This window comes from Hydrogenophaga pseudoflava NBRC 102511 (genome assembly GCF_001592285.1).
GTDB classification, from domain to species: domain Bacteria; phylum Pseudomonadota; class Gammaproteobacteria; order Burkholderiales; family Burkholderiaceae_C; genus Hydrogenophaga; species Hydrogenophaga pseudoflava.
In genome coordinates this window covers 504,434-523,170 of the sequence record NZ_BCWQ01000001.1, presented here as the reverse complement: position 1 = coordinate 523,170, position 18,737 = coordinate 504,434, and the positions used below count along the sequence as shown (strand labels likewise).

The window sequence follows — 18,737 nt, the reverse complement described above, 5'->3', positions numbered from 1 at the left end:
GACACCAGCCACCCGGTCGCTGCGCCCTCGACGACCGGTCTGGCCGGCCTGTCGCCCGCTTACTGGAGTTTCCGGGCTGCTGGGCCGGGCGCGGCGCGGGCAGGGCAATGAACCGGCGAACGGCACCGACACAGCGACCGTCCACTGAGACCTCGGTCCGTCCGCGTTTCGATGAGCGAATGACTCACGTCGTGAACGGCTATCTGGCAGAAAAGGGGCGCAACCGGCCAGCCGCCCTACCCCGAACCCCTCATATTCTCCCGTGCCCGCCCCTCGAAGCGTTCCCGAAACCGCTCGGTGCCGTAGATCGCCGGCCGCGCCAGAAACCCCGCCAGCACCTCCCTGCGCTTGCGCCGGTACAGCCAGCCCGGCACCCAGCGGTACTCGGCGCGCACCTGCGCGTCGTACTCGGCAAACCGCGCCGGGTCGGCGCCCAGGATCGCGAGGTCGATGTCGACCAGCAGCCGCGCGTCGTCGCCCACGGGCTCGGCATCGTGGCAGGTGGCCATGATCAGCGCGTGCACCCGCTGCTGCACCTCGTGGCTTGCACCGGCCTGTGCGAGCGCTTCGCAAGCCCAGTCGGCGCTGCGGGCTTCGTTGCCCTTTCCCTGCGGGTCGTAGACCGCGTCGTGGAACCAGAGGGCCAGCTCGACCTCGCCGGGGTGTTGCGCCAGGTCCAGCGCCGGTTCCAGCAGGGCCAGGCATTCGTGCAGGTGCTGCTGCGAGTGGTAGTGGCGCTGCGGCTCGGCCCAGGCACCCAGCAGACGCGGCATCAGGCCCTCGGGCGCGCTCAGGCCCAGGACCGCCCAGGCGCGTTGCCAGGAGCGTACGGGCAGGTGTTCGTCGATCAGCGACACGCGCCATGCACCCAGGGCGGTGGAGGCCAGGTCCAGCGTGTGGGTGTGCCGCCCTTGTGCATCGGCCAGCGCGAGCCGCAGGTGGTGGCGGTCGTCGCGGCGCGCCACCACGCTCGTGGGCGGATGAGCGCCGTCCAGGGCGCGCAGCAGCGGCGCTGACGCCGCGTGCGCGGGAACACCGAATTCAACCGACAGCACGTTGCCAAACCCGGCGGCCCTTTGCAGTTGACCCCGCTGCACCTCCGGCCAATTGGCGGGGTTCTGGTGTCCTGGCGAGACGAACACCATCGGCAACGCCGGGTCGTCGCTGGCGCAGGCCACCGCAATGCCCATGCCCTCGGGCAGGTAGGGCGGGCGGTAGTCCCAGGTCGAAACGCCCGCGCCCGCCAGGTCGCCACGCACCGCGATGCCGAACGGGCAGACGCGTTCCTGTTTCCAGCGGCTGCGCTCCCACAGGCGCGTGCGAGCGACGGGCGCGCTGCGCGCCTCGGGTTCGCTGGTGAGCCAGAGCAGTTCGAGGTAGAGGTTGTCGAAGGCGAAACAGGCGTTGGCTGTGCCCTGCCCGGGGTGCGCACGGCGGTAGGTCTCGGTCAGGCCGAGATGCCGGAGGGCCTCGATCTCGGGGCCGTCGGGTTCGATGAGCAGGAAGAGGTGGTCAACAGCCAGCGTCATCGCGGGCACTTCACAGCAGCGCCTTCGCCGCCTTGATGCGCAGCTCCATGGCCACCGACGGGTCGTTCATCACGTCCAGCAGGAACTGGCGCGGGTCGTCGTGGCGGCGGATCGTGCTGGCCGCCGCCGGGGTCACGACCGTGGGCACAGGCGGCTGCACCGCCGGCAGGAACGGCGAGGGCTCGGGTGTCAGCCGGGCCAGGGCGATCTGGAACTCGGCGCGGGTGACGGACTTCAGGCGCGAGAGCAGATCGGCCTGGGCCTCGTCGCCCGGCGGGATGTCGAGCGAGGGGTCGTCGCCGAACACGGCGGCCAGGTCGGGTGCGACGAAGGCCGACCAGCGGCCGGTCTCCGCCTGCAGCTGCGGCACACGCGCCGGTTCGACCTGCAGTCCGGGGTCGGACGACGGCCAGCAGCGCCGGCGCGCGGGTGCCACTTCGCCCAGGTAGCGGTCGCACAGGCCGTCGAGGAAGGCGGCCGCCGTGTGGGCTGGCACCGGGTCGGCGAGCGAAAACCAGAGTTCAAAGGCGTCCACGCCGTTAACCGCGATGGCGGGTGCGGGCAGGTCCAGGTCGGCCTGCACGCCGCGCCAGACGGCCGACAGCGGCGCCCAGTCGACCGGCCCGCTGAGGGCGAGCACCAGGTGGCGCAGCCGGCCTTCGGCAGTGGCATCGGGGTCGGAGGCGAAGAGTCGCTGGTGTTCGGTGTCGAGTCGGTTCATGCGGGCAATGGTAGCCGCGGGCATAATTCACTCCGACGTTCTCAGGGCGGGGTGAAACTCCCCACCGGCGGTGTCCGAGGCTTCGGCCGAGGGAGCCCGCGAGCGCCTGCTGGCTCATGCTGGCAGGGTCAGCAGACATGGAAGGCGATGCCCGCGCAAAGCCGAAGCCATGGCCGACGGTCACAGTCCGGATGAAAGAGACACGCAACCAATCCCAGCCACGCGCTCGTGCAGCGCCGTGGCTGCCTTGGCTTTGTCGCGCCCTGCGAACGGTGTTTGTTCAACCCGTTCAACCCCGACGACCGAAGCCATGTCCGAATTCCAGCTCGCCCCCATCCCCGAACTCGTGGCCGACATCGCGGCCGGCCGCATGGTCGTGCTCGTCGACGACGAGAACCGCGAAAACGAAGGCGATGTGATCATCGCCGCCGACAAGATCACGCCCGAGGCCATCAACTTCATGGCCCGCTTCTGCCGCGGCCTGATCTGCCTGACCCTGACCGCCGAGCGCTGCGACTTCCTGCAGCTGCCGCCCATGGCCTCGCGCAACGGCACCAAGCACAGCACCGCGTTCACCGTGTCGATTGAAGCCGCCACCGGCGTCGACACCGGCATCTCGGCCGCCGACCGCGCGCGCACCATCCAGGTGGCCGTGGCGAAGGAAAGCGCGCCCACCGACCTGGTGCAGCCGGGCCATGTGTTCCCGCTGCGCGCCGCCGCCGGTGGCGTGCTGATGCGCGCCGGGCACACCGAGGCGGGCTGCGACCTCGCTGCGCTCGCCGGCCTGCAGCCGGCGGCCGTGATCTGCGAAATCATGAAGGACGACGGCACCATGGCCCGTCTGCCCGACCTGGTGGAGTTCGCCAAGCAGCACGGCATCAAGCTCGGCTCGATTGCCGACCTGATCCGCTACCGCAGCCAGAACGAGCGCCTGGTCCGCCAGGTGGCGGTGCGCCCGGTGGCCACGCCCTACGGCGAGTTCGACCTGCACACCTACCAGGACGAGTTCGGCGGCGCCCACCTGGCGCTGACTTACGGCCAGTGGACCGCCGACGAGCAGGTGATGGTGCGCGTGCACGAGCCGCTGTCGCTGATGGACTGGCTCGACACCGCCAGCAGCCCGCACTCCTGGCCGCTGCAGGCCGCGCTGGGCGCGATCAAGGCCGAGGGCAGGGGCGTGGCCCTGCTGCTCAACCCCACGGAGTCGTCCGAGGACCTGATCGCCGCGGCCAGCCAGCCGCGCGCCGCCAAGCAGCGCAGCGAACCCGGCAACGACGCCGACCTGCGCACCTACGGCCTGGGCGCCCAGATCCTGCGCGACCTGGGCATCTCGCGCATGAAGGTGCTGGGCAACCCGCGCCGCTTCCCGAGCATGGGCGCCTACGGTCTGGTGGCCGAAGCCTTCGTGTCCCCGGCCTGATCAGCCCGTGACCGTGTTCCGCGCGCGGTGGTAGCTGCCATCGCCGCGCTGGAACAGCACGTCGTCCGGCAGCAGATCGCCGGGCTGCAGTTCGCGGGCGTTCAGGGCGCGCTGGTACAGCGGCGCGAAGTCGACGCGGGTGAAGTCCAGCAACTCGTCGAGATCGCGGATCACGAAGTAGCTCTCCTGGAAATCGTCGATGCGGTAGTGCGTTCGCATCACGCGCTCCAGATCGAACCGCACGCGGTTGGGCGAGGGGCTGTCGAGGCAGAACACCGATTCGGTGAACGACGAGGCGATGCCCGCGCCGTAGATGCGCAGGCCATCGCGCTGCTGCACCAGCCCGAACTCGATGGTGTACCAGTAGACCCGCGCCAACTGCGGCAGGCAGCCCAGCTGCTGCGCGCGCAGGCCACCCTGCCCGTAGGCCTGGATGAAGTCGGCGATGGCCGGGTTCATGAGCATGGGCACATGACCGAACACGTCGTGGAACACGTCGGGCTCTTCGAGGTAGTCCAGCTCGTGCGGCTTGCGGATGAAGTGGCCCGCCGGAAAACGGCGGTTGGCCAGGTGCTCGAAGAACACGTCGTCGGGCACCAGGCCCGGCACCGCCACCACCTGCCAGCCGGTGCGTTTCATCAGCACGTCCGACAGGCGCCGGAAATCGGGGATCTGGTCCGCGCCGATGGGCAGGTCCTTCATGCCCTGCACGAATTCGTCGCAGGCCCGGCCAGGCAACAGCTTCGTCTGCCGTTCGAACAGCGTCTTCCAGGTCGCGTGTTCGGCGGCGCTGTAGTGCTCCCAGCCCTGGTCGATGGTCCAGTCGGCGTTGGCGGGGCGGCCGGCCTCGCCGGCGGCCAGGCCGTGTTTGGCGGCAACGGGTTCGGCCAGCATCTCAGCCTCCGTTGCGCTGGAATGCGGCGTAGGCGCCGTCGGCGGCCTTGGCCCAGGTGATGTCGCGCTCGGACAGGCCATCGGCGTCGTGCGTGGTGAGCGTGATGTCGACGCGGTTGTAGACGTTGAACCACTCGGGGTGGTGGTCCAGCCGCTCCGACACCGCCGCCATCTGGGCCATGAAGCCGAAGGCCTCGGCGAAGTTGGCGAAGCGGAAGCTGCGCGAGATCGCGCCGCGCTCGGGGTGGTGGGTCCAGCCGGGCAGGCCGGCAAGGTGGTGCTTCAGGGACTCGGCGTCCAGCGGTGTCATGGTGTCTCCTTGTGATGGGGCTCTGCAGGGCCCATGGGCTGTGCAGTTTGCGCCGTCTGTCGGACAATTTGCTCTCGTTTGTGCCCACGATCACCCGCTTTCACGAGAGACCCTTTCATGAACGAAGACATCGCCAAGGATTCCTTGCACGCCGCCACCCTCGACCGTCTGGACCGGCGCATCCTGGCCGCGCTGCAGGCCAACGGCCGCATCAGCAACCAGGAACTGGCCGGCCTGGTGCACCTGTCACCGGCGCAGTGCAACCGGCGCCACCGCCGGCTGGAGGCCATGGGCGTGATCCGCCGCTACGAAGCGCGTCTGGACGCCGACCGCCTGGGCCTGGGCGTGACCGCCTTCGTGCACATCTCGATGGAGCGCGGACAGCACAAGGAGGTGCTGAAGTTCCAGCGCACCGTCGGCAAGATGCCGCAGGTGCTGGAGTGCTACGCGGTGACCGGCGACTTCGACTACGTCTGCAAGGTGGTCGCACACGATCTCAAGGGCCTGTCCGACTTCCTGCTCGGCACGCTGGCGCAGCAGCCTGGCGTCAGCGGCGTGCGCTCGAGCATCTGCCTGAACGAGCTCAAGTGCACGGGCGCGCTGCCGCTGGAGTGAGGCCAGGCGGCGCCCGAGCCAGGCGCCGGCCAGCAGCACCATCGCGGCCCGTCGCCGGACCCTGCCGGTGTCGTCACGCATGGGTGGCCTGCTCGCGGCTGCCCATCACGTTGTACCAGTCGATCCTGCGGGTGGCGACCATGACCGCGGCCAGCACGCCGAACAGCAGCAGCGAGCCCATCATCAGCGCGTTGTCCTCCGACTGCAGGATGCCGTAGAGCACGCCGTAGAGCGCCACCAGCAGGCCGCTGATGCCCAGCGCCGGGCGCCAGCCGCCCAGCACGTGGCGCAGGTAGTGGGTCAGCAGCGCGATGCAGCCGGCGCTGGCGGCCAGGTAGGCGACGAAGAAACCCAGCTGTTCAGACAGCGAGAGCAGCAGCAGGAAGAACAGCACCAGGGCCGCGCCGATCATCAGGTACTGCATGGGGTGGATGCGCCAGCGCTTGACCATCTCCAGCACGAAGAAGGCGGCGAAGGTGAGCACGATGAACATCAGGCCGTACTTGGTGGCGCGCTCGGTCAGGCGGTAGACGTCGACCGGGTTGCCCAGCGAGACCGAGAAGCTGTCCAGCGCCACGCGCTCCTTGCCCTGCGACAGGAACTGCTGCTGCGCCTGGGTGGAGAGCGCGGGCACGCTCCATTGCGCCTCGAAGCCGTCGACGTTCACCGTGCGCTGGCGCGGCAGGAAGTCGCCGCCGAAGGTGGGGTGCGGCCAGGCCGAGACCAGGCTGAGTTTGTTGTCATCCGCCAGCGGCACGAAGCCGATCTGCCCCGTGCCGGCCAGGTCCATGCCCAGGGTGAAGTCCAGCGCGGCGCCGGGCTGCAGCAGGTCGGCCCCAAGAGCGGCGGCCAGGGGCAGCGGCAGGTCCGCATCGGCCGGCGCTGCGCTGATGGTCAGGGTCTGGCCTGCGAGCTTCAGTTCGGGCTGGCCTTGCAGGCCGCGCAGGTCGCTCACGCCGAAGTTCAGCCAGGGCCGGCCCAGCGCGATCTGGCCGCCCTTCTCTCGCGGTGCCACGCCGTCCCAGACGAAACGCCCGGCGCTGTCGTGGCGGCTGTTGTAGACCGTGACCGGAAACACGCCGCGCCAGCGCACCTCGGTGGTGAGGCGGCTGCGTGTGTCCATGGTTTGAGGAAACACCGTCGCCACGCGGTGTTCCTTGACCGTCTCTTCGCGCTCGATGTTGCGCGCCACGTCGACCACCACCTTGCGGGTGAATGTCTCGGTGTAGGGCACGTGCAGCACGGGGCCGGTGAGGGTCTGTGTGCCGGCGTGGGCTCGGGCCACCTCGCGCGTGGCCTGTTCGCGGTTCTGGGTGCGCTCGGTGACCAGGTCGCTCACCATGGCCAGGGGAATCAGCAGCAGGACCATCAGAAAGCCGATGACGGCGGTCTTGCTCAGCAGGGGAAACCGGTTCACTTCTCGCTCCTTGTGTTGGGATGGAGCGATTCTTGAAATCTGCTGTGCGGCGCCCACGCAGCCTGTGTGAAGCGAATGTGAAACGGATCAGGATCTCTCGACGCCCCAAGGGGTGAGACGCACGAACAGCACGGAGCTGAGGCCGTACGCCGCCATGCCCGCCGACAGCAGCGCGAAGATGGTCCAGGTGGGCGTCTGCCACAGTGCCAGCAGCAGGCCGCCGCCGGCCACCATCACCAGCCGCAGCGTGCCCGCCAGCACCGGGCCAACGGCCTTGCCCGCACCCAGCGACGAGAAGTACAGCGACAGGCCCAGGCCGAACAGGCCGTAGACCGGGCCGGCCCAGCGGAAGTAGCCCGCCGCGGCGTCCAGCACCGCCGGGTCCTGCGAGAACAGGCCGGTCCAGAGGTCGGGCGCCAGCGTCACGATCAGGCCCAGCCCGCCCAGGATCACCGTCGCCAGAGCGGCCGCCGTCCAGGCCGCGCGCCGCGCCCGGGCCACCTGGCCGGCGCCGATCGCCATGCCCACCAGCGGCACCGATGCCACGCCCACGGCGAACGCGACCGGCACCAGCAGGAATTCGAGCCGCGTGCCGATGCCGTAGCCGGCCAGCGCGTCGGTGCCGAACTGCGCCACCAGCCGCGTGAGGATGAGGATGGTCAGCACGGTCTGCAGCGGCGAGATGCAGGCCACCGCGCCGACGCGCAGGATGTCGGCGAACAGCGCGCGCTCGAAACGCGTGCCGCGCATGTTCAGCGATATGCGCGCCCGGCCCGAAGCGAGAGTCCACCACAACCAGGCCGCGCCCGCCCCGTAGGCGACCACACCACCCGCCGCGACGCCCGCCATGCCCAGCGGCGGGAACGGCCCCCAGCCCAGCCCGAGCACTCCACCCAGCACCACCTGCAACAGCGCCACGGCAAACAGCGTGACCGAGGGCGCGGCCATGTTGCCCGCGCCGCGGATCACCGACGCCAGGGTGTTCACCAGCCAGACGAACACCGAGCCCAGGAAGGCCACGTTGCCATAGGCCATGGCCTGCGCCAGCGCCTCGCCCTGCCCTCCCAGCGCCGACAGCAGGGCTTCGCCGAGCGTGAGCATGGCCACCGTGTACACGACACCGGCGGCCAGCGCGATCCACACCGCGTGCACCGCCAGCGCGTTGGCCCGCCCGGCATCGCCCGCGCCGAGCGCGCGGCTCACCGCCGAGGACACGCCACCGCCCATGGCCCCGGCCGACAGCATCATCTGGAACATCACGAAGGGAAACACCAGCGCCATGCCGGCCAAGGCGGGTGAACCGAAGCGGCCGACGTAGGCGGTTTCGGCGATCGCTGCCAGCGCGGTCGCCAGCATCGCCACCATGTTGGGCAGCGCGAACCTCAGCAGCGTCGGCAGGATGGGCGCGGTCAGCAAGGGGTTGGGCGCGGCCGCGCCGGGCTCACTCATCACCTTCGCCCCCGGCCGCTTCGGGCGCAAGCTTGTCCATCGACGCGTCGATCAGCGCGTGCAGCGCGACCACCTGGTCCTCGCCGAGCAGGCGGTTGATGCCCGTCTGGGCCACCTTCCAGCGCCGCTTGGCCTCGGCCCGCTTCTCGCGGCCGGCGGGGGTGAGGCTCACCCGTCGGCTGCGCGCGTCCTCGCCGGCCTCCACCACCACCCAGCCTGCATCCACGAGCGGCTTGAGGTTGCGCGTGAGCGTGGAGGCGTCCATCTTCAGGCCCTCCGCCAGTTCGCCGGGGCGCACCGGCCCGAGCTTGTCGACGTAGGACAGCAGCGAGTACTGCGTGGTCTTGAGCCCCACCTGCGCCATCTCGGCGTCGTAGAACTGGCTCACGCGGCGCATGAACTGGCGCAGCTTGAGGTTGGTGCAGCCCTGCGGCAGGGTTTTGGGGGAGGTGCTTGCGGCCATGGAATGATTGTATCTACAATGATTGTATATGCAACTATTTTGAGGACACACCATGGACACCGAGAACATCCGTCTGCGCTGGGAGCAGGAAGAAGCCGCCGTTCGTCAGCGCATTGAAGCCGGTGGCGGCCGGGCCGGCGTGGCCCGGCCCGAACAGATCGCGGGCAAGACGGGGCTGGAAATCATGCAGGCGCTGCTGCGCGGCGAGCTGCCCTACCCGCCCATCAGCGAGACCCTGGGCTTCTTCCTGATCGAGGTCGGCGACGGCCACGCGGTGTTCCAAGGCGAACCGCAGTTCAAACACTACAACCCGCTGGGCACCGTGCACGGCGGCTGGTACGCGACCCTGCTCGACTCGGCGCTGGGTTGCGCGGTGCAAACCAAACTGCCCGCCGGCACTGGCTACACCACGGCCGAACTCGGCCTGAACATCGTGCGCGCCGCCAGCGACAAAACCGGCCCGCTGCGCGCCATCGGCAAAGTCATCCACAGCGGCCGGCAGATGGCGACCGCCGAGGCGCGCATCGTCGGCCCCGACGGCAAGCTCTACGCCCACGCCACCACCACCTGCTTCATCTTCGACGCCGCGGCACGCGCCAGCCGGTGAGCCGCGGGCCGGCGGCGCGTCAGACCGGCAGCGTCCAGCTCGCGCGGCAGCCGCGCGGGTGGTCCACGTTCTCGATGCGCAGGATGCCTCCGTGCAGCTCGCTGACCTCCTTCACCAGGCACAGCCCCAGGCCCGAACTCTTTTCCTGCGTGTCCGCGCGCGGCAGCGAGTAGAAGCGTTCGAAGATGCGGTCGGCCGCGTAGTCGGGCACACCCGGCCCCTCGTCGCGCACCGACCACTCCACCTGCCCATCCACACGCCGCGCGGACACCGCCAGCGCGCCACCCTGCGGTGAAAAGTCGATGGCGTTGTCCAGCAGGTTCTGCAGCGCCTGCGCGATCAGGAAGCGGTCGCCGTGCACCGTGGCGCCCTCGTCCAGCGTGGTCTGCAGCCGCAAGTCCTTGCGCCGCAGCGTCGGTTCGGCGGTGTGCAACAGCTCGCGCGTGAGCGCCGCCAGGTCCACCGGCTCCACCGTGCGCAGCTGCCGCAGCTGCTCCACGTCGGCCAGCGCCAGCAGCCGGTCGATCAGCTGCTGCAGGCGCTCGGTCTGGCGCTGGATGTTGCCCGCGAAGCGCTCGCGGTCGGCCTCGGGCATGGGCTCCTGCAGCAGCTCGGCTGCACCGCGGATCGCCGCCAGCGGGCTCTTGAGCTCGTGCGTCAGCGTGTGCACATAGTTCTCGACGTAGGCCTTGTCTTCGAGCTTCAGGCGCATGCGCTCGACCGCCTGCGCGAGGTCGGCGAACTCGGTGTTGCCCGAGAGCCGGCCCATGCGCGGCAGCTCGGCCCGCTCGCCGCGCGCCACGGCGTTGGCGTAGCCGCGCAGGCGCGAGAGCGAGCTCGCGATCCACCAGGTGAACAGCAGGCCGATCGCCAGCGACAAGCCCAGCAGCACCCAGGACCAGTTGAGGATGCGGTCGCGGCTGCGCTGGATGTAGGGCTCCAGCGTCTGGTTTGGCCGCGAGACGGTGAGCACGCCGATGATGCGTTCGCCGTCTTTCACCGGCGCCGCCACGTGCATCACCGTGCGGTCGGCGTCGTAGGCGCTTTCGCCGCTGGAGCGCGCGCCGTACTCGCCGCGCAGCGTGCGCAGCACGTCGTTCCACTGCGAATGGTCCTTGCCCAGATCCTGCCCGCGGCTGTCGAACACCACGATGCCGCGCGCGTCGGTAACGGTGATGCGGTAGTCGATGTGCGATTTGCGAAAGCCCCAGATGGTCGCGCCCGGGTCCACCGTCGGCAGCTTCGACAGAGCCTGCGCGAAGGGACCGCTGGCGATGGCGCCGGCCTTCAGATCCGGCGCCGCCACCAGCGCCAGCGCGTTCGCAGCGTCCACCAGGCTGTCCTCCATCGCCAGCCGCGTGCCGGGCTTGACCTCCTCGATGAAGACGCGCAGCACCACGAACAGCGCCAGGCCGAGCACCAGGAAGAAGGCGAGCAGGAGGCGGAGGCCGATGCGCATCGGATCAGATCGAAATGCTCAGCGAATAGCCCATGTTCCGGTGCGTCTGGATCAGCTCGGGCGACAGGCCGCGTTCGCGCAGCTTGGCGCGCAGCAGCTTGATGTGGGCGTCGACCGTGCGGTCCAGCGTGTCGGGCGCGTCGGCCCAGACCAGGTCCATGAGTTCAGCACGTGAGTAGATGCGGCCGGGCCGCCGCAGCAGCGTCGCCAGCAGCAGGTACTCGTAGCGCGTGAGCGCGAGGTAGCCGCCGCCGCAGGCGATGCGCTGCGCGGGTTCGTCCAGCCGCAACGCGGCCGCCCCGGCCAGCGGCAGCGCAGCGCCCTGCTCCGCCGCCTTGCCGTTGGCCGTGCGCCGCAAGATCGCCTTGACCCGCGCGCAGACCTCGCGCGGCGAGAACGGCTTGCTCACGTAGTCGTCCGCGCCCAGCTCCAGACCGAGCACACGGTCGATCTCCTCGCTGCGCGCGGTGAGGAAGACGATGGGCAGTTCGCTGGTCTTGCGGATCGCGCGGCACACGTCAAAGCCGTTGCCGTCGGGCACGCCGACATCGAGGATGGCGAGGTCGGGAGGCTGCTGCGCGAATGCCGCCAGCGCGTCGCGCGCCAGGGTGACATGGGTGACCTCGAAGCCCTCGCTGCGCAGCGCGTAGAGCAGCGTGTCGGCGATGGCGAGCTCGTCTTCGAGGAGCAGGATGTGGGGCATTGCGTGCGGGGGCGTTGAAGCAGGCGGCTACTCTGCCACACCCAGCACCCTCCCCAGCGCACGCCGCATCGCCCCCCGGTCCACATCCACCCCGCTCCACAGCCGGATCGCCACCGCGCCCTGGTTCACCAGCATGCCCAGGCCATCAAGCACAGTGCAGCCGGCGGCTTCGGCGGTGCGGATGAGGTGGGAGCGCGGCGGGTTGGGGATGGCGTCGGCCACCACCATGCCGGGGCGCAGGGTGCTCCAGTCGATGTCGAGCTGGTCGTCCACGGCCGGGAACAGGCCGATGGAGGTGGCGTTGACCACGATGCCGGTGCCCGTGGGAATCTGCATGGTCGGCTGCCAGTGCAGGTATTCGGCGGTGGCGCCGGTCCTGGCCGCGATCAGGTCGGCCAGCTCCTGGCCGCGCAGCCGGCCCCGGTTGACCACGGTGATGTGGGCGGCGCCGGCCAGCGCCAGTTCCACCGCCACCGCGCGCGCCGCGCCACCGGCGCCGAACAGCAGCACGCGCTGGCCTTCGATGGTGCAGACCGGGCGCAGCGCCTCGACGAAGCCCTGGCCGTCGGTGTTCTCGCCCACCAGCAAGCCGTCCCGCAGCACCACGGTGTTGACCGCGCCAATGATCTGCGCCGAGGGCGCCAGGCCGTCCAGGTGCTCGATCACGGTCACCTTGTGCGGCAGCGAGCAGTTGAAACCCACCCAGCCCATGGCGCGGGCGCCGCGCACCGCGTCGGCCAGCTTCTCGGGCGGCACTTCGCAGTTGACATAGCGCCATTCCATGCCGTGGTGGCGGTAGGCGGCCTCGATCATGGCGACCGTCGGGTTCTCGGCGGCGGGCTGGGCGAAGGAGCCGGTGAGCGTGTGGAGGAAGTTCATGGCGTGTCCCTGCGGAGCCTGGGCTCGTGAAAAGAGGCCCATGAAAACAAAAAAGCCGGTCTGGGGCAAGACCGGCTTCCGGGTGCGGGCCTGCAGCAGGCCGCGGATTCAGATCACTTGCGCGCCGCCGCGACGGCGGCCTGGGTGTCCTTCCACAGCGCTTCGCCCACGTTGGCGGCGATGCTGGCGTTGACGGCGCCCAGCTTCTCGCGCATGCGGTTGGCTTCGGCTGGGCTGAGTTCGTTGACCTGCATGCCCTTGGCCTTGAGGTCGCCCAGGGCCTTGGCGGCTTCGGCGCGGGTGTCCTGGCGCTCGAAGTCGCGGCTCTTCTTCGCGGCGTCGGCCAGCACCTTCTGCTCGTCCTTGGAGAGGCCGTCCCACCACTTCTTGCTCACGGTGACGATCCAGGGGCTGTAGACGTGGTTGGTCACGGTCAGGTACTTCTGCACCTCGTAGAACTTGCTCGACAGGATGGTGTTGTAGGGGTTCTCCTGGCCGTCGACGGTCTTGGTCTCCAGCGCGGTGAACAGCTCGGAGAACGGCAGCGGGATGGCGTTGGCGCCCAGGGTCTTGAAGCTGTTGAGGAAGACGTCGTTCTGCATCACGCGCAGCTTGATGCCGTTCAGGTCTTCCAGCTTGGCCACGGGCTGCTTGTTGTTGGTCAGGTTGCGGAAGCCGTTCTCCCAGTACACCAGCCCGACCAGGCCTTTCTCCTGCAGCTTGTCCATCACCTTCTGGCCCACCGGGCCGTCGAGCACGGTGTCGGCTTCCTTGGCGTTGTTGAACAGGAAGGGCGTGTCCCAGATCGCCATTTCCTTGGTGATGCCCACCAGGGTGGCGGTGGAGCCGACCATCATTTCCTGCGCGCCGCCGATCAGGGCCTGCTGCATCTGCACGTCGGAGCCGAGCGCGGCGGCGCCGATGGCGCGCACCTTCATCTTGCCGCCCGAGGCCTTCTCGACTTCCTGAGCGAACAGCTTGACGGCGCGGCCCTGGTTGGAGTCTTCGTTGAGGCCGTAGCCGAAGCGGATCAGGCGCGGCTTGATGTCCTGCGCGAAGCTGGCAAACGGGGCGGCGAAGGCGGCCACGGCGGTGGCGGCGATCAGGGTGCGGCGGAACATGGACATGACAGTCTCCTTGGGTGAAAAAGCGGACGAACGGATCAGCGCATCCACGCCACGGGGGCGGTGACGATCTGCGGGAACAACACGAACAGGGCCAGCACCAGCGTGTAGCTGAGCAGGAAGGGGTTCACGCCCTTGATGACCTGGTGCATGGGCAGGCGGCCCACGCCGGCCACCACGTTGAGCACGGTGCCCACGGGCGGCGTGATGAGGCCGATGGCGCCGTTGAGCACGAACATCAGGCCGAAGTACACCGGGTCGATGCCGGCCTTGACGGCGATCGGCAGCATCACCGGCGCAAAGATCAGGATGGTGGGCGTGAGGTCCAGTGCGGTGCCGATCAGCACCAGCACGATCATCATCACGGCCATCAGCAGGCGCGGGTTCTCCACCAGCGGGCCCAACCAGCCGCCCAGCACACCGGGCAGGTCGGCCAGGGTGATCATGTAGCTGGCCACCTGGGCACCGGCGCAGAGGAACATCACCACCGCGGTGGTGCGCGCGGCGCGCACCAGCACACCGTGCAGGGCGCCGATCTTCATCTCGCGGTGGATGAACAGCGACACCACCAGCGCGTAGAACGCGGCCACCACGGCGGCCTCGGTGGGCGTGAACACACCGCTCTTCATGCCGCCGATGATGATCAGCGGCATCAGCAGCGCCCAGAAGGCCCGGGCCGTGGCGCGCAGCCGGCCGGCCATGGGCACGGGCGGGTTGTCCTGCAGGTTCATGCCCTTGAGCACGATCTTCCAGGTGACGATGAGCGCGGCGCCCATCATCAGACCCGGCACGATGCCCGAGAGGAACAGCGCCGAGATGGAGGTGTTGGTGGTGACGCCGTAGATGATGAACGGCATGGACGGCGGGATGATGGGCGCGATGATGCCGCCCGAGGCGATCAGCCCGGCCGAGCGGTGCATGGGGTAGCCGTGCTCGCGCATCATGGGCAGCAGGATGGTGGCCAGCGCCGCGGTGTCGGCCAGGGCCGAGCCGCTCATGGACGCCATCAGCACCGCCGCGCCGATGGCCACGAAGCCCAGGCCGCCGCGGATGTGGCCGACCCAGGTCTGCGCCATTTCGATGATGCGCCGGCTGATGCCGCCACTGTTCATCAGCTCACCGGCCAGGATGAAGAAGGGCACGGCCAGCAGCGGGAAGCTGTCCACACCGGCCACCATGTTCTGCGCCAGCAGCTGGGTGTCGAAGAAGTCCATCACCCAGGCCATGGCGGCGCCGGTGAGCAGCAGGGCGAACGCCATGTTCATGCCGATGCCCATGAGCACCAGCATGCCGAGGACGAAGACGATGAAGGCTTGTGCTTCGAGGCTCATCGCGTCACTCCACGTCCACGCCGTGGCCGAGGTCCAGCGGCTTGGCCTTGATGATTTCCCACACCACCATCGCGCCGATGGCAATGGCGCACAGCAACGCCGGCAGCGGCAGCAGCGCGGCCGGCGCCTTGAGCACCACCGAGTGGCTGTCCATGCCCACCACCACCTGCTGCCAGGCGCCCCGGCCCAGCAGCACGCAGGCCAGCAGCACCAGCAGGCGGATCAGCAGCGTGGCGGCCTTGAAAGCCAGCGGACGGCGGCGCAGCAGACCCACCAGGCTGGTGAAGGCCATGTGCTCGCCGGCCGGGTAGGCCGCGGCGGCGCCGAGGAACACCATCCAGACGAACAGCAGGCGCGAGAGTTCCTCGCTGGCGGCCACGCCGCTGCCGAAGCCGTAGCGCAGCACCACGTTGAGGAAGACGGAACAGGCCATGACGGCCAGGCAAACGGCCATCAGGGTCTGGGCCGCGCGCTGCAGGGGATGCGCCTTGGGTTGGTCGGGCGTGTTCATGCGGCCTCCTGGCTGGGGGACGGGGCGGCGGCCCAGGCGGCGGCCTGGTCCAGCAGTTGCGGCAGGGGCTCGGCCGCGTCGACGCGCAGCACGCCGGGCTCGCCCACCGGCGATTCCAGCGTGGCGAACTGGCTGTCCACCAGTGCGGTGTTGAAGAAGTGCGCCGAGCGCGCGGCCACGCGTTCGCTGGCCAGCGCCGGGGTGATGTCGATGAAGACGAAGCGCAGTCCCGGGGCCGCGGCGCGCAGCTGGTCGCGGTAGGCGCGCCGCAGGGCCGAGCAGGTCAGCACCACGCCACCGGGCGAACGGGCCAGCAGGCCGGCTAGGGTCGCCAGCCAGCCGGCGCGGTCGGCGTCGGTCAGGGCGATGCCTTCGCGCATCTTCTGCCGGCTCGCAGGGCTGTGGTGGTCGTCGCCTTCGATCAGCGGCAGCCCGAGGCGTTGGGCCAGACCGGCGCCCAGGCTGGACTTGCCGCAACCGGCCACGCCCATGATCACCAGCGACGCATTTTGAACCGTGTTCATGCTTGAGATAGCGCTATCTTTTGTCGGTAGAAAAAACGGCCTGTGGGCAGGCCGGGCTTGGGGCAGATCGGGTTTTCGAGGGGGTCTGCCGTCTTGAGATAGCGCTATCTTAAGGCTATGATTCCTGGCCGACACCCGTAAAAACCCTGATGCCCCCCCCACTCCCTTCCCGCCCCCGCGCCACCGGCCGGGTGACCCTGGCCGACGTCGCGGCGCTGGCGGGCGTGAGCCCGATCACCGTCTCGCGCGCCCTGCGCGGCGAGCGCACCGTGGACCCGGTGCTGGCCGGGCGCGTCCGGGAGGCGGCGCAGCAGCTGCGCTACGTGCCCGACCCGGCGGCGCGCGCCCTCGCCTCGCGCCACGGCTCGCATGTGGCGGTGCTGATACCGATGCTGTCCAACGCCCTGTTCGTGGACCTGCTGGAGGCGGTGCAGCGCACCCTGCGCCCGGCCGGCTACCAGACGCTGATCGGCATCACCCACTACAGCCCCGACGAGGAAGAACAGCTGCTGCGCGAGCAGCTGCAGCACCGGCCCGCCGGCCTGCTGGTGACCGGCATCGACCAGAACGCCGCCACGCGCGAGCTGATGGCGCACAGCGCCGTGCCCTGCGTGCACCTGATGGAGCTGTCCACCGACCCGGCGCTGTACTGCGTGGGCTTCTCGCAGCGCGACGCGGGCGAGGCGATCACCCGCCACCTGCTGGAGCGCGGCCGGCGCCGCATCGCCTTCGTCGCCGCGCAGCTGGACCCGCGCACCCTGCAGCGCGCCGAGGGCTACCGCCGCGCGCTGCAGGCCGCGGGCCTGTACGACCCGGCGCTGGAGTGGCTCGATCCCCGCCCCTCGTCGATGGCGCTGGGCGGCGAGCTGCTGGATCAGCTGCTGCGCGAGCAACCCGGCTGCGACGCCATCTTCTTCTGCAACGACGACCTGGCCCAGGGCGGGCTGCTGGCCGCCCTGCGCCTGGGCGTGGCGGTGCCGCAGCGGCTGGCGGTGGCGGGTTTCAACGACCTCTCCGGCAGCGACCAGATGCTGCCGCCGCTGACCACGGTGGCCACACCGCGTGGCGCCATCGGCGAGGCCAGCGCGCAGATGCTGCTGACCCTGATGCGCGGCGACACGCCCGCCCGGCACTCGGTGGACCTGGGTTTCGAGTTGCGGCTGCGCGCCTCCACCTGAGCCGTTTCGATACCTTGCTGCACCCGCGAAGTACCGCTTTGCAGGTCGCACATACTTTTTGCCGGCACCTAGGGTTAATCCCAGCCTGATAACGCAAGCAAGTACATATCTGGCCGATTTGCGTACAAACCGCGGGTCAGAAGGTGCCCAGAATCCGGTCCACGGTTTCAGACACCGTTGAACCTGGACGAACGCCACCACCCACCTCAGGAGACACCCTGTGAAATTCCGCCTTGCCACCGTGTTCGCCGCCGGCCTGCTGGCCGCCGCGGGCGCCAACGCCGCCACCGAACTCGTGATCGCGACCGTGAACAACGGCCACATGATCGAGATGCAGAAGCTCTCGAAGAACTTCGAGGCCGCCAACCCCGACATCAAGCTCAAGTGGGTCACGCTGGAAGAAGGCGTGCTGCGCCAGCGCGTGACGACCGACATCGCCACCAAGGGCGGCCAGTTCGACATCATGACCATCGGCATGTACGAAGCGCCGATCTGGGGCAAGAAGGGCTGGCTCACCGAGCTCAAGACCGACGCCGCCTACGACGTGAACGACCTGCTGCCCGCGGTGCGCGGCGGCCTGACGGTGGACGGCAAGCTGTTCGCCGCCCCGTTCTACGGCGAATCGTCCATGCTGATGTACCGCAAGGACCTGGCCGACAAGGCCGGCATCAAGGTCGCCGACAACCCGACCTGGACCGACATCAAGGCGCTGGCCGCCAAGATCCACAACCCGCCCAACACCTACGGCATCTGCCTGCGCGGCAAGCCGGGCTGGGGCGACAACATGGCCTTCCTGTCCACCCTGGTCAACACCCACGGCGGCCAGTGGTTCGACATGAGCTGGAAGCCCCAGCTGGAGAGCAAGCCCTGGAAGGACGCCATCACCTTCTACGTCGACCTGCTGAAGAACTACGGCCCGCCCGGCTCGTCGAACAACAGCTTCAACGAAATCCTGGCGCTGACCAACTCGGGCAAGTGCGGCATGTGGATCGACGCCACCATCGCCGCCTCCTTCGTGAGCGACCCCAAGCAGTCGAAGGTGGCCGACCAGATGGCCTTCGCCCAGGCCCCCACCGCCGTGACGCCCAAGGGTGCGAACTGGCTGTGGTCCTGGAACCTGGCCATCCCGGCCGGCTCGAAGAAGGTCGACGCCGCCCAGAAGTTCGTGACCTGGGCCACCAGCAAGGAATACATCCAGCTGGTCGCCAAGACCAACGGCTGGGCCAACGTGCCCACCGGCACCCGCAAGAGCACCTACGCCTCGCCGGAATTCCAGAAGGCGGCCCGCTTCGCCGCGGCCGAGCTCAAGGCCATCGAATCGGCCAACCCGACCGACTCGACCCTGCCCAAGAGCCCGTACGTCGGCGTGCAGTTCGCCGCCATTCCGGAGTTCCAGTCCATCGGCATCGCCGTGGGCCAGCAGATGAGCGCTGCTTTGGCTGGCAAGACCAGCGTGGACGACGCGCTCAAAGCCTCGCAGGTCGCCGCCGAACGCGAGATGAAGAAGGCCGGCTACTACAAGTAAGCCACCACAGACCCCACACGGTCTGACCGCCCCCTCTCCCGCCCGCGGGGGAGGGGCTTTCCCCTCTCACGTCCATGG

Annotated in this window: 20 protein-coding genes, 1 pseudogene and 1 riboswitch; of the genes and pseudogenes, 5 read left to right on the top strand and 16 right to left on the bottom strand. The window is 69.3% G+C overall.

From position 1 onward, the window contains the following. Nucleotides 1-236: 236 nt before the first annotated feature. The 4 genes and pseudogenes from HPS01S_RS22095 to HPS01S_RS22085 all read right to left on the bottom strand — a co-directional run bounded on the left by HPS01S_RS22095 (nucleotide 237) and on the right by HPS01S_RS22085 (nucleotide 2,562). The gene (locus HPS01S_RS22095) at nucleotides 237-848 is read right to left on the bottom strand and encodes an HD domain-containing protein (RefSeq protein ID WP_255284140.1); all 612 of its coding nucleotides are present in this window, start codon (nucleotides 846-848) and stop codon (nucleotides 237-239) included. Between the two features lie 411 nt (nucleotides 849-1,259). Then, nucleotides 1,260-1,529: pseudogene (locus HPS01S_RS22090) on the bottom strand (VOC family protein); the annotation flags it as partial. Nucleotides 1,530-1,539: 10 nt separating this feature from the next. Continuing rightward, the gene (locus HPS01S_RS02530) at nucleotides 1,540-2,250 is read right to left on the bottom strand and encodes a hypothetical protein (RefSeq protein WP_066150675.1); all 711 of its coding nucleotides are present in this window, start codon (nucleotides 2,248-2,250) and stop codon (nucleotides 1,540-1,542) included. Nucleotides 2,251-2,283: 33 nt separating this feature from the next. After that, a riboswitch (FMN riboswitch) is annotated at nucleotides 2,284-2,458 on the top strand. Next, a complete protein-coding gene (locus tag HPS01S_RS22085) occupies nucleotides 2,431-2,562 on the bottom strand; it encodes a hypothetical protein (protein ID WP_255284133.1) in 132 nt (43 codons plus the stop codon). Its footprint overlaps the riboswitch before it by 28 nt. Between HPS01S_RS22085 and ribBA the strand changes: the two genes are divergently transcribed. Continuing rightward, the gene (ribBA, locus tag HPS01S_RS02525; RefSeq protein ID WP_066150673.1) at nucleotides 2,561-3,670 is read left to right on the top strand and encodes a bifunctional 3,4-dihydroxy-2-butanone-4-phosphate synthase/GTP cyclohydrolase II; all 1,110 of its coding nucleotides are present in this window, start codon (nucleotides 2,561-2,563) and stop codon (nucleotides 3,668-3,670) included. The two genes, HPS01S_RS22085 and ribBA, sit on opposite strands and share 2 nt — an antisense overlap. Here ribBA and phhA read toward each other — a convergent pair whose 3' ends face one another. Both phhA and HPS01S_RS02515 read right to left on the bottom strand, forming a co-directional pair. Next, complete coding sequence (gene phhA / locus HPS01S_RS02520; protein WP_371836587.1) at nucleotides 3,671-4,645, bottom strand: phenylalanine 4-monooxygenase; 975 nt, start codon at nucleotides 4,643-4,645, stop codon at nucleotides 3,671-3,673. Further along, nucleotides 4,566-4,874: a 4a-hydroxytetrahydrobiopterin dehydratase gene (locus tag HPS01S_RS02515; RefSeq protein WP_066150670.1), complete on the bottom strand. Its 309-nt coding sequence runs from the start codon at nucleotides 4,872-4,874 to the stop codon at nucleotides 4,566-4,568. The genes phhA and HPS01S_RS02515 overlap by 80 nt, the downstream gene beginning before the upstream one ends. 144 nt (nucleotides 4,875-5,018) lie before the next feature. On the opposite strand from HPS01S_RS02515, the gene HPS01S_RS02510 reads away from it, so the two are divergent. After that, the gene (locus HPS01S_RS02510) at nucleotides 5,019-5,489 is read left to right on the top strand and encodes an Lrp/AsnC family transcriptional regulator (protein WP_371836589.1); all 471 of its coding nucleotides are present in this window, start codon (nucleotides 5,019-5,021) and stop codon (nucleotides 5,487-5,489) included. A 73-nt stretch (nucleotides 5,490-5,562) separates the two neighbouring features. On the opposite strand, the gene creD is transcribed toward HPS01S_RS02510, so the two are convergent. The 3 genes from creD to HPS01S_RS02495 form a co-directional block, all read right to left on the bottom strand. Further along, a complete protein-coding gene (gene creD, locus HPS01S_RS02505; RefSeq protein ID WP_066150666.1) occupies nucleotides 5,563-6,906 on the bottom strand; it encodes a cell envelope integrity protein CreD in 1,344 nt (447 codons plus the stop codon). Nucleotides 6,907-6,993: 87 nt separating this feature from the next. Further along, on the bottom strand, nucleotides 6,994-8,355 hold the full coding sequence (locus HPS01S_RS02500; protein ID WP_066150664.1) for an MATE family efflux transporter: 1,362 nt from the start codon (nucleotides 8,353-8,355) through the stop codon (nucleotides 6,994-6,996). Beyond that, nucleotides 8,348-8,818 carry a MarR family winged helix-turn-helix transcriptional regulator gene (locus HPS01S_RS02495; protein WP_066150662.1) on the bottom strand — a complete coding sequence of 157 codons (471 nt, stop codon included), beginning with the start codon at nucleotides 8,816-8,818 and terminating at the stop codon, nucleotides 8,348-8,350. The genes HPS01S_RS02500 and HPS01S_RS02495 overlap by 8 nt, the downstream gene beginning before the upstream one ends. 52 nt (nucleotides 8,819-8,870) lie before the next feature. Between HPS01S_RS02495 and HPS01S_RS02490 the strand changes: the two genes are divergently transcribed. Further along, the gene (locus HPS01S_RS02490; RefSeq protein ID WP_066150660.1) at nucleotides 8,871-9,425 is read left to right on the top strand and encodes a PaaI family thioesterase; all 555 of its coding nucleotides are present in this window, start codon (nucleotides 8,871-8,873) and stop codon (nucleotides 9,423-9,425) included. 19 nt (nucleotides 9,426-9,444) lie between these two features. Here the strand turns inward: HPS01S_RS02490 and creC are convergent, their stop codons facing one another. The 7 genes from creC to HPS01S_RS02455 all read right to left on the bottom strand — a co-directional run bounded on the left by creC (nucleotide 9,445) and on the right by HPS01S_RS02455 (nucleotide 15,956). Further along, nucleotides 9,445-10,884, bottom strand: coding sequence for a two-component system sensor histidine kinase CreC (creC, locus tag HPS01S_RS02485; RefSeq protein WP_066150658.1), 1,440 nt, complete (start codon nucleotides 10,882-10,884; stop codon nucleotides 9,445-9,447). Between the two features lie 4 nt (nucleotides 10,885-10,888). Beyond that, nucleotides 10,889-11,587: a two-component system response regulator CreB gene (creB, locus tag HPS01S_RS02480; protein WP_066150656.1), complete on the bottom strand. Its 699-nt coding sequence runs from the start codon at nucleotides 11,585-11,587 to the stop codon at nucleotides 10,889-10,891. Between the two features lie 27 nt (nucleotides 11,588-11,614). After that, complete coding sequence (aroE, locus tag HPS01S_RS02475) at nucleotides 11,615-12,466, bottom strand: shikimate dehydrogenase (RefSeq protein WP_066150654.1); 852 nt, start codon at nucleotides 12,464-12,466, stop codon at nucleotides 11,615-11,617. 113 nt (nucleotides 12,467-12,579) lie between these two features. Then, nucleotides 12,580-13,593 carry a TRAP transporter substrate-binding protein gene (locus HPS01S_RS02470; protein WP_066150652.1) on the bottom strand — a complete coding sequence of 338 codons (1,014 nt, stop codon included), beginning with the start codon at nucleotides 13,591-13,593 and terminating at the stop codon, nucleotides 12,580-12,582. 35 nt (nucleotides 13,594-13,628) lie between these two features. Then, nucleotides 13,629-14,921: a TRAP transporter large permease gene (locus HPS01S_RS02465; RefSeq protein WP_066150650.1), complete on the bottom strand. Its 1,293-nt coding sequence runs from the start codon at nucleotides 14,919-14,921 to the stop codon at nucleotides 13,629-13,631. Between the two features lie 4 nt (nucleotides 14,922-14,925). Continuing rightward, a complete protein-coding gene (locus HPS01S_RS02460) occupies nucleotides 14,926-15,432 on the bottom strand; it encodes a TRAP transporter small permease (protein ID WP_066150648.1) in 507 nt (168 codons plus the stop codon). Then, nucleotides 15,429-15,956, bottom strand: a complete 528-nt coding sequence (locus HPS01S_RS02455; RefSeq protein WP_255284132.1) for a gluconokinase — start codon at nucleotides 15,954-15,956, stop codon at nucleotides 15,429-15,431. Before HPS01S_RS02455 ends, HPS01S_RS02460 begins: the two co-directional genes overlap by 4 nt. Nucleotides 15,957-16,105: 149 nt before the next feature. On the opposite strand from HPS01S_RS02455, the gene gntR reads away from it, so the two are divergent. Both gntR and HPS01S_RS02445 read left to right on the top strand, forming a co-directional pair. Then, nucleotides 16,106-17,134, top strand: coding sequence for an HTH-type transcriptional regulator GntR (gntR, locus tag HPS01S_RS02450; RefSeq protein WP_066150646.1), 1,029 nt, complete (start codon nucleotides 16,106-16,108; stop codon nucleotides 17,132-17,134). Between the two features lie 322 nt (nucleotides 17,135-17,456). Continuing rightward, nucleotides 17,457-18,659 carry an ABC transporter substrate-binding protein gene (locus tag HPS01S_RS02445; protein ID WP_241559763.1) on the top strand — a complete coding sequence of 401 codons (1,203 nt, stop codon included), beginning with the start codon at nucleotides 17,457-17,459 and terminating at the stop codon, nucleotides 18,657-18,659. The last annotated feature ends 78 nt before the right edge of the window (nucleotides 18,660-18,737 follow it).

What these genes read in the sequence shown, in the direction of transcription:
- HPS01S_RS02530 (WP_066150675.1), bottom strand. Translation starts at nt 2,250, where the DNA reads ATGAACCGACTCGACACCGAACACCAGCGACTCTTCGCCTCCGACCCC.
- ribBA (WP_066150673.1), top strand. Translation starts at nt 2,561, where the DNA reads ATGTCCGAATTCCAGCTCGCCCCCATCCCCGAACTCGTGGCCGACATC.
- HPS01S_RS22085 (WP_255284133.1), bottom strand. Translation starts at nt 2,562, where the DNA reads ATGGCTTCGGTCGTCGGGGTTGAACGGGTTGAACAAACACCGTTCGCA.
- phhA (WP_371836587.1), bottom strand. Translation starts at nt 4,645, where the DNA reads ATGGCCTGTCCGAGCGCGACATCACCTGGGCCAAGGCCGCCGACGGCG.
- HPS01S_RS02515 (WP_066150670.1), bottom strand. Translation starts at nt 4,874, where the DNA reads ATGACACCGCTGGACGCCGAGTCCCTGAAGCACCACCTTGCCGGCCTG.
- HPS01S_RS02500 (WP_066150664.1), bottom strand. Translation starts at nt 8,355, where the DNA reads ATGAGTGAGCCCGGCGCGGCCGCGCCCAACCCCTTGCTGACCGCGCCC.
- HPS01S_RS02495 (WP_066150662.1), bottom strand. Translation starts at nt 8,818, where the DNA reads ATGGCCGCAAGCACCTCCCCCAAAACCCTGCCGCAGGGCTGCACCAAC.
- HPS01S_RS02490 (WP_066150660.1), top strand. Translation starts at nt 8,871, where the DNA reads ATGGACACCGAGAACATCCGTCTGCGCTGGGAGCAGGAAGAAGCCGCC.
- creC (WP_066150658.1), bottom strand. Translation starts at nt 10,884, where the DNA reads ATGCGCATCGGCCTCCGCCTCCTGCTCGCCTTCTTCCTGGTGCTCGGC.
- creB (WP_066150656.1), bottom strand. Translation starts at nt 11,587, where the DNA reads ATGCCCCACATCCTGCTCCTCGAAGACGAGCTCGCCATCGCCGACACG.
- aroE (WP_066150654.1), bottom strand. Translation starts at nt 12,466, where the DNA reads ATGAACTTCCTCCACACGCTCACCGGCTCCTTCGCCCAGCCCGCCGCC.
- HPS01S_RS02470 (WP_066150652.1), bottom strand. Translation starts at nt 13,593, where the DNA reads ATGTCCATGTTCCGCCGCACCCTGATCGCCGCCACCGCCGTGGCCGCC.
- HPS01S_RS02465 (WP_066150650.1), bottom strand. Translation starts at nt 14,921, where the DNA reads ATGAGCCTCGAAGCACAAGCCTTCATCGTCTTCGTCCTCGGCATGCTG.
- HPS01S_RS02460 (WP_066150648.1), bottom strand. Translation starts at nt 15,432, where the DNA reads ATGAACACGCCCGACCAACCCAAGGCGCATCCCCTGCAGCGCGCGGCC.
- HPS01S_RS02455 (WP_255284132.1), bottom strand. Translation starts at nt 15,956, where the DNA reads ATGAACACGGTTCAAAATGCGTCGCTGGTGATCATGGGCGTGGCCGGT.
- gntR (WP_066150646.1), top strand. Translation starts at nt 16,106, where the DNA reads ATGCCCCCCCCACTCCCTTCCCGCCCCCGCGCCACCGGCCGGGTGACC.
- HPS01S_RS02445 (WP_241559763.1), top strand. Translation starts at nt 17,457, where the DNA reads ATGATCGAGATGCAGAAGCTCTCGAAGAACTTCGAGGCCGCCAACCCC.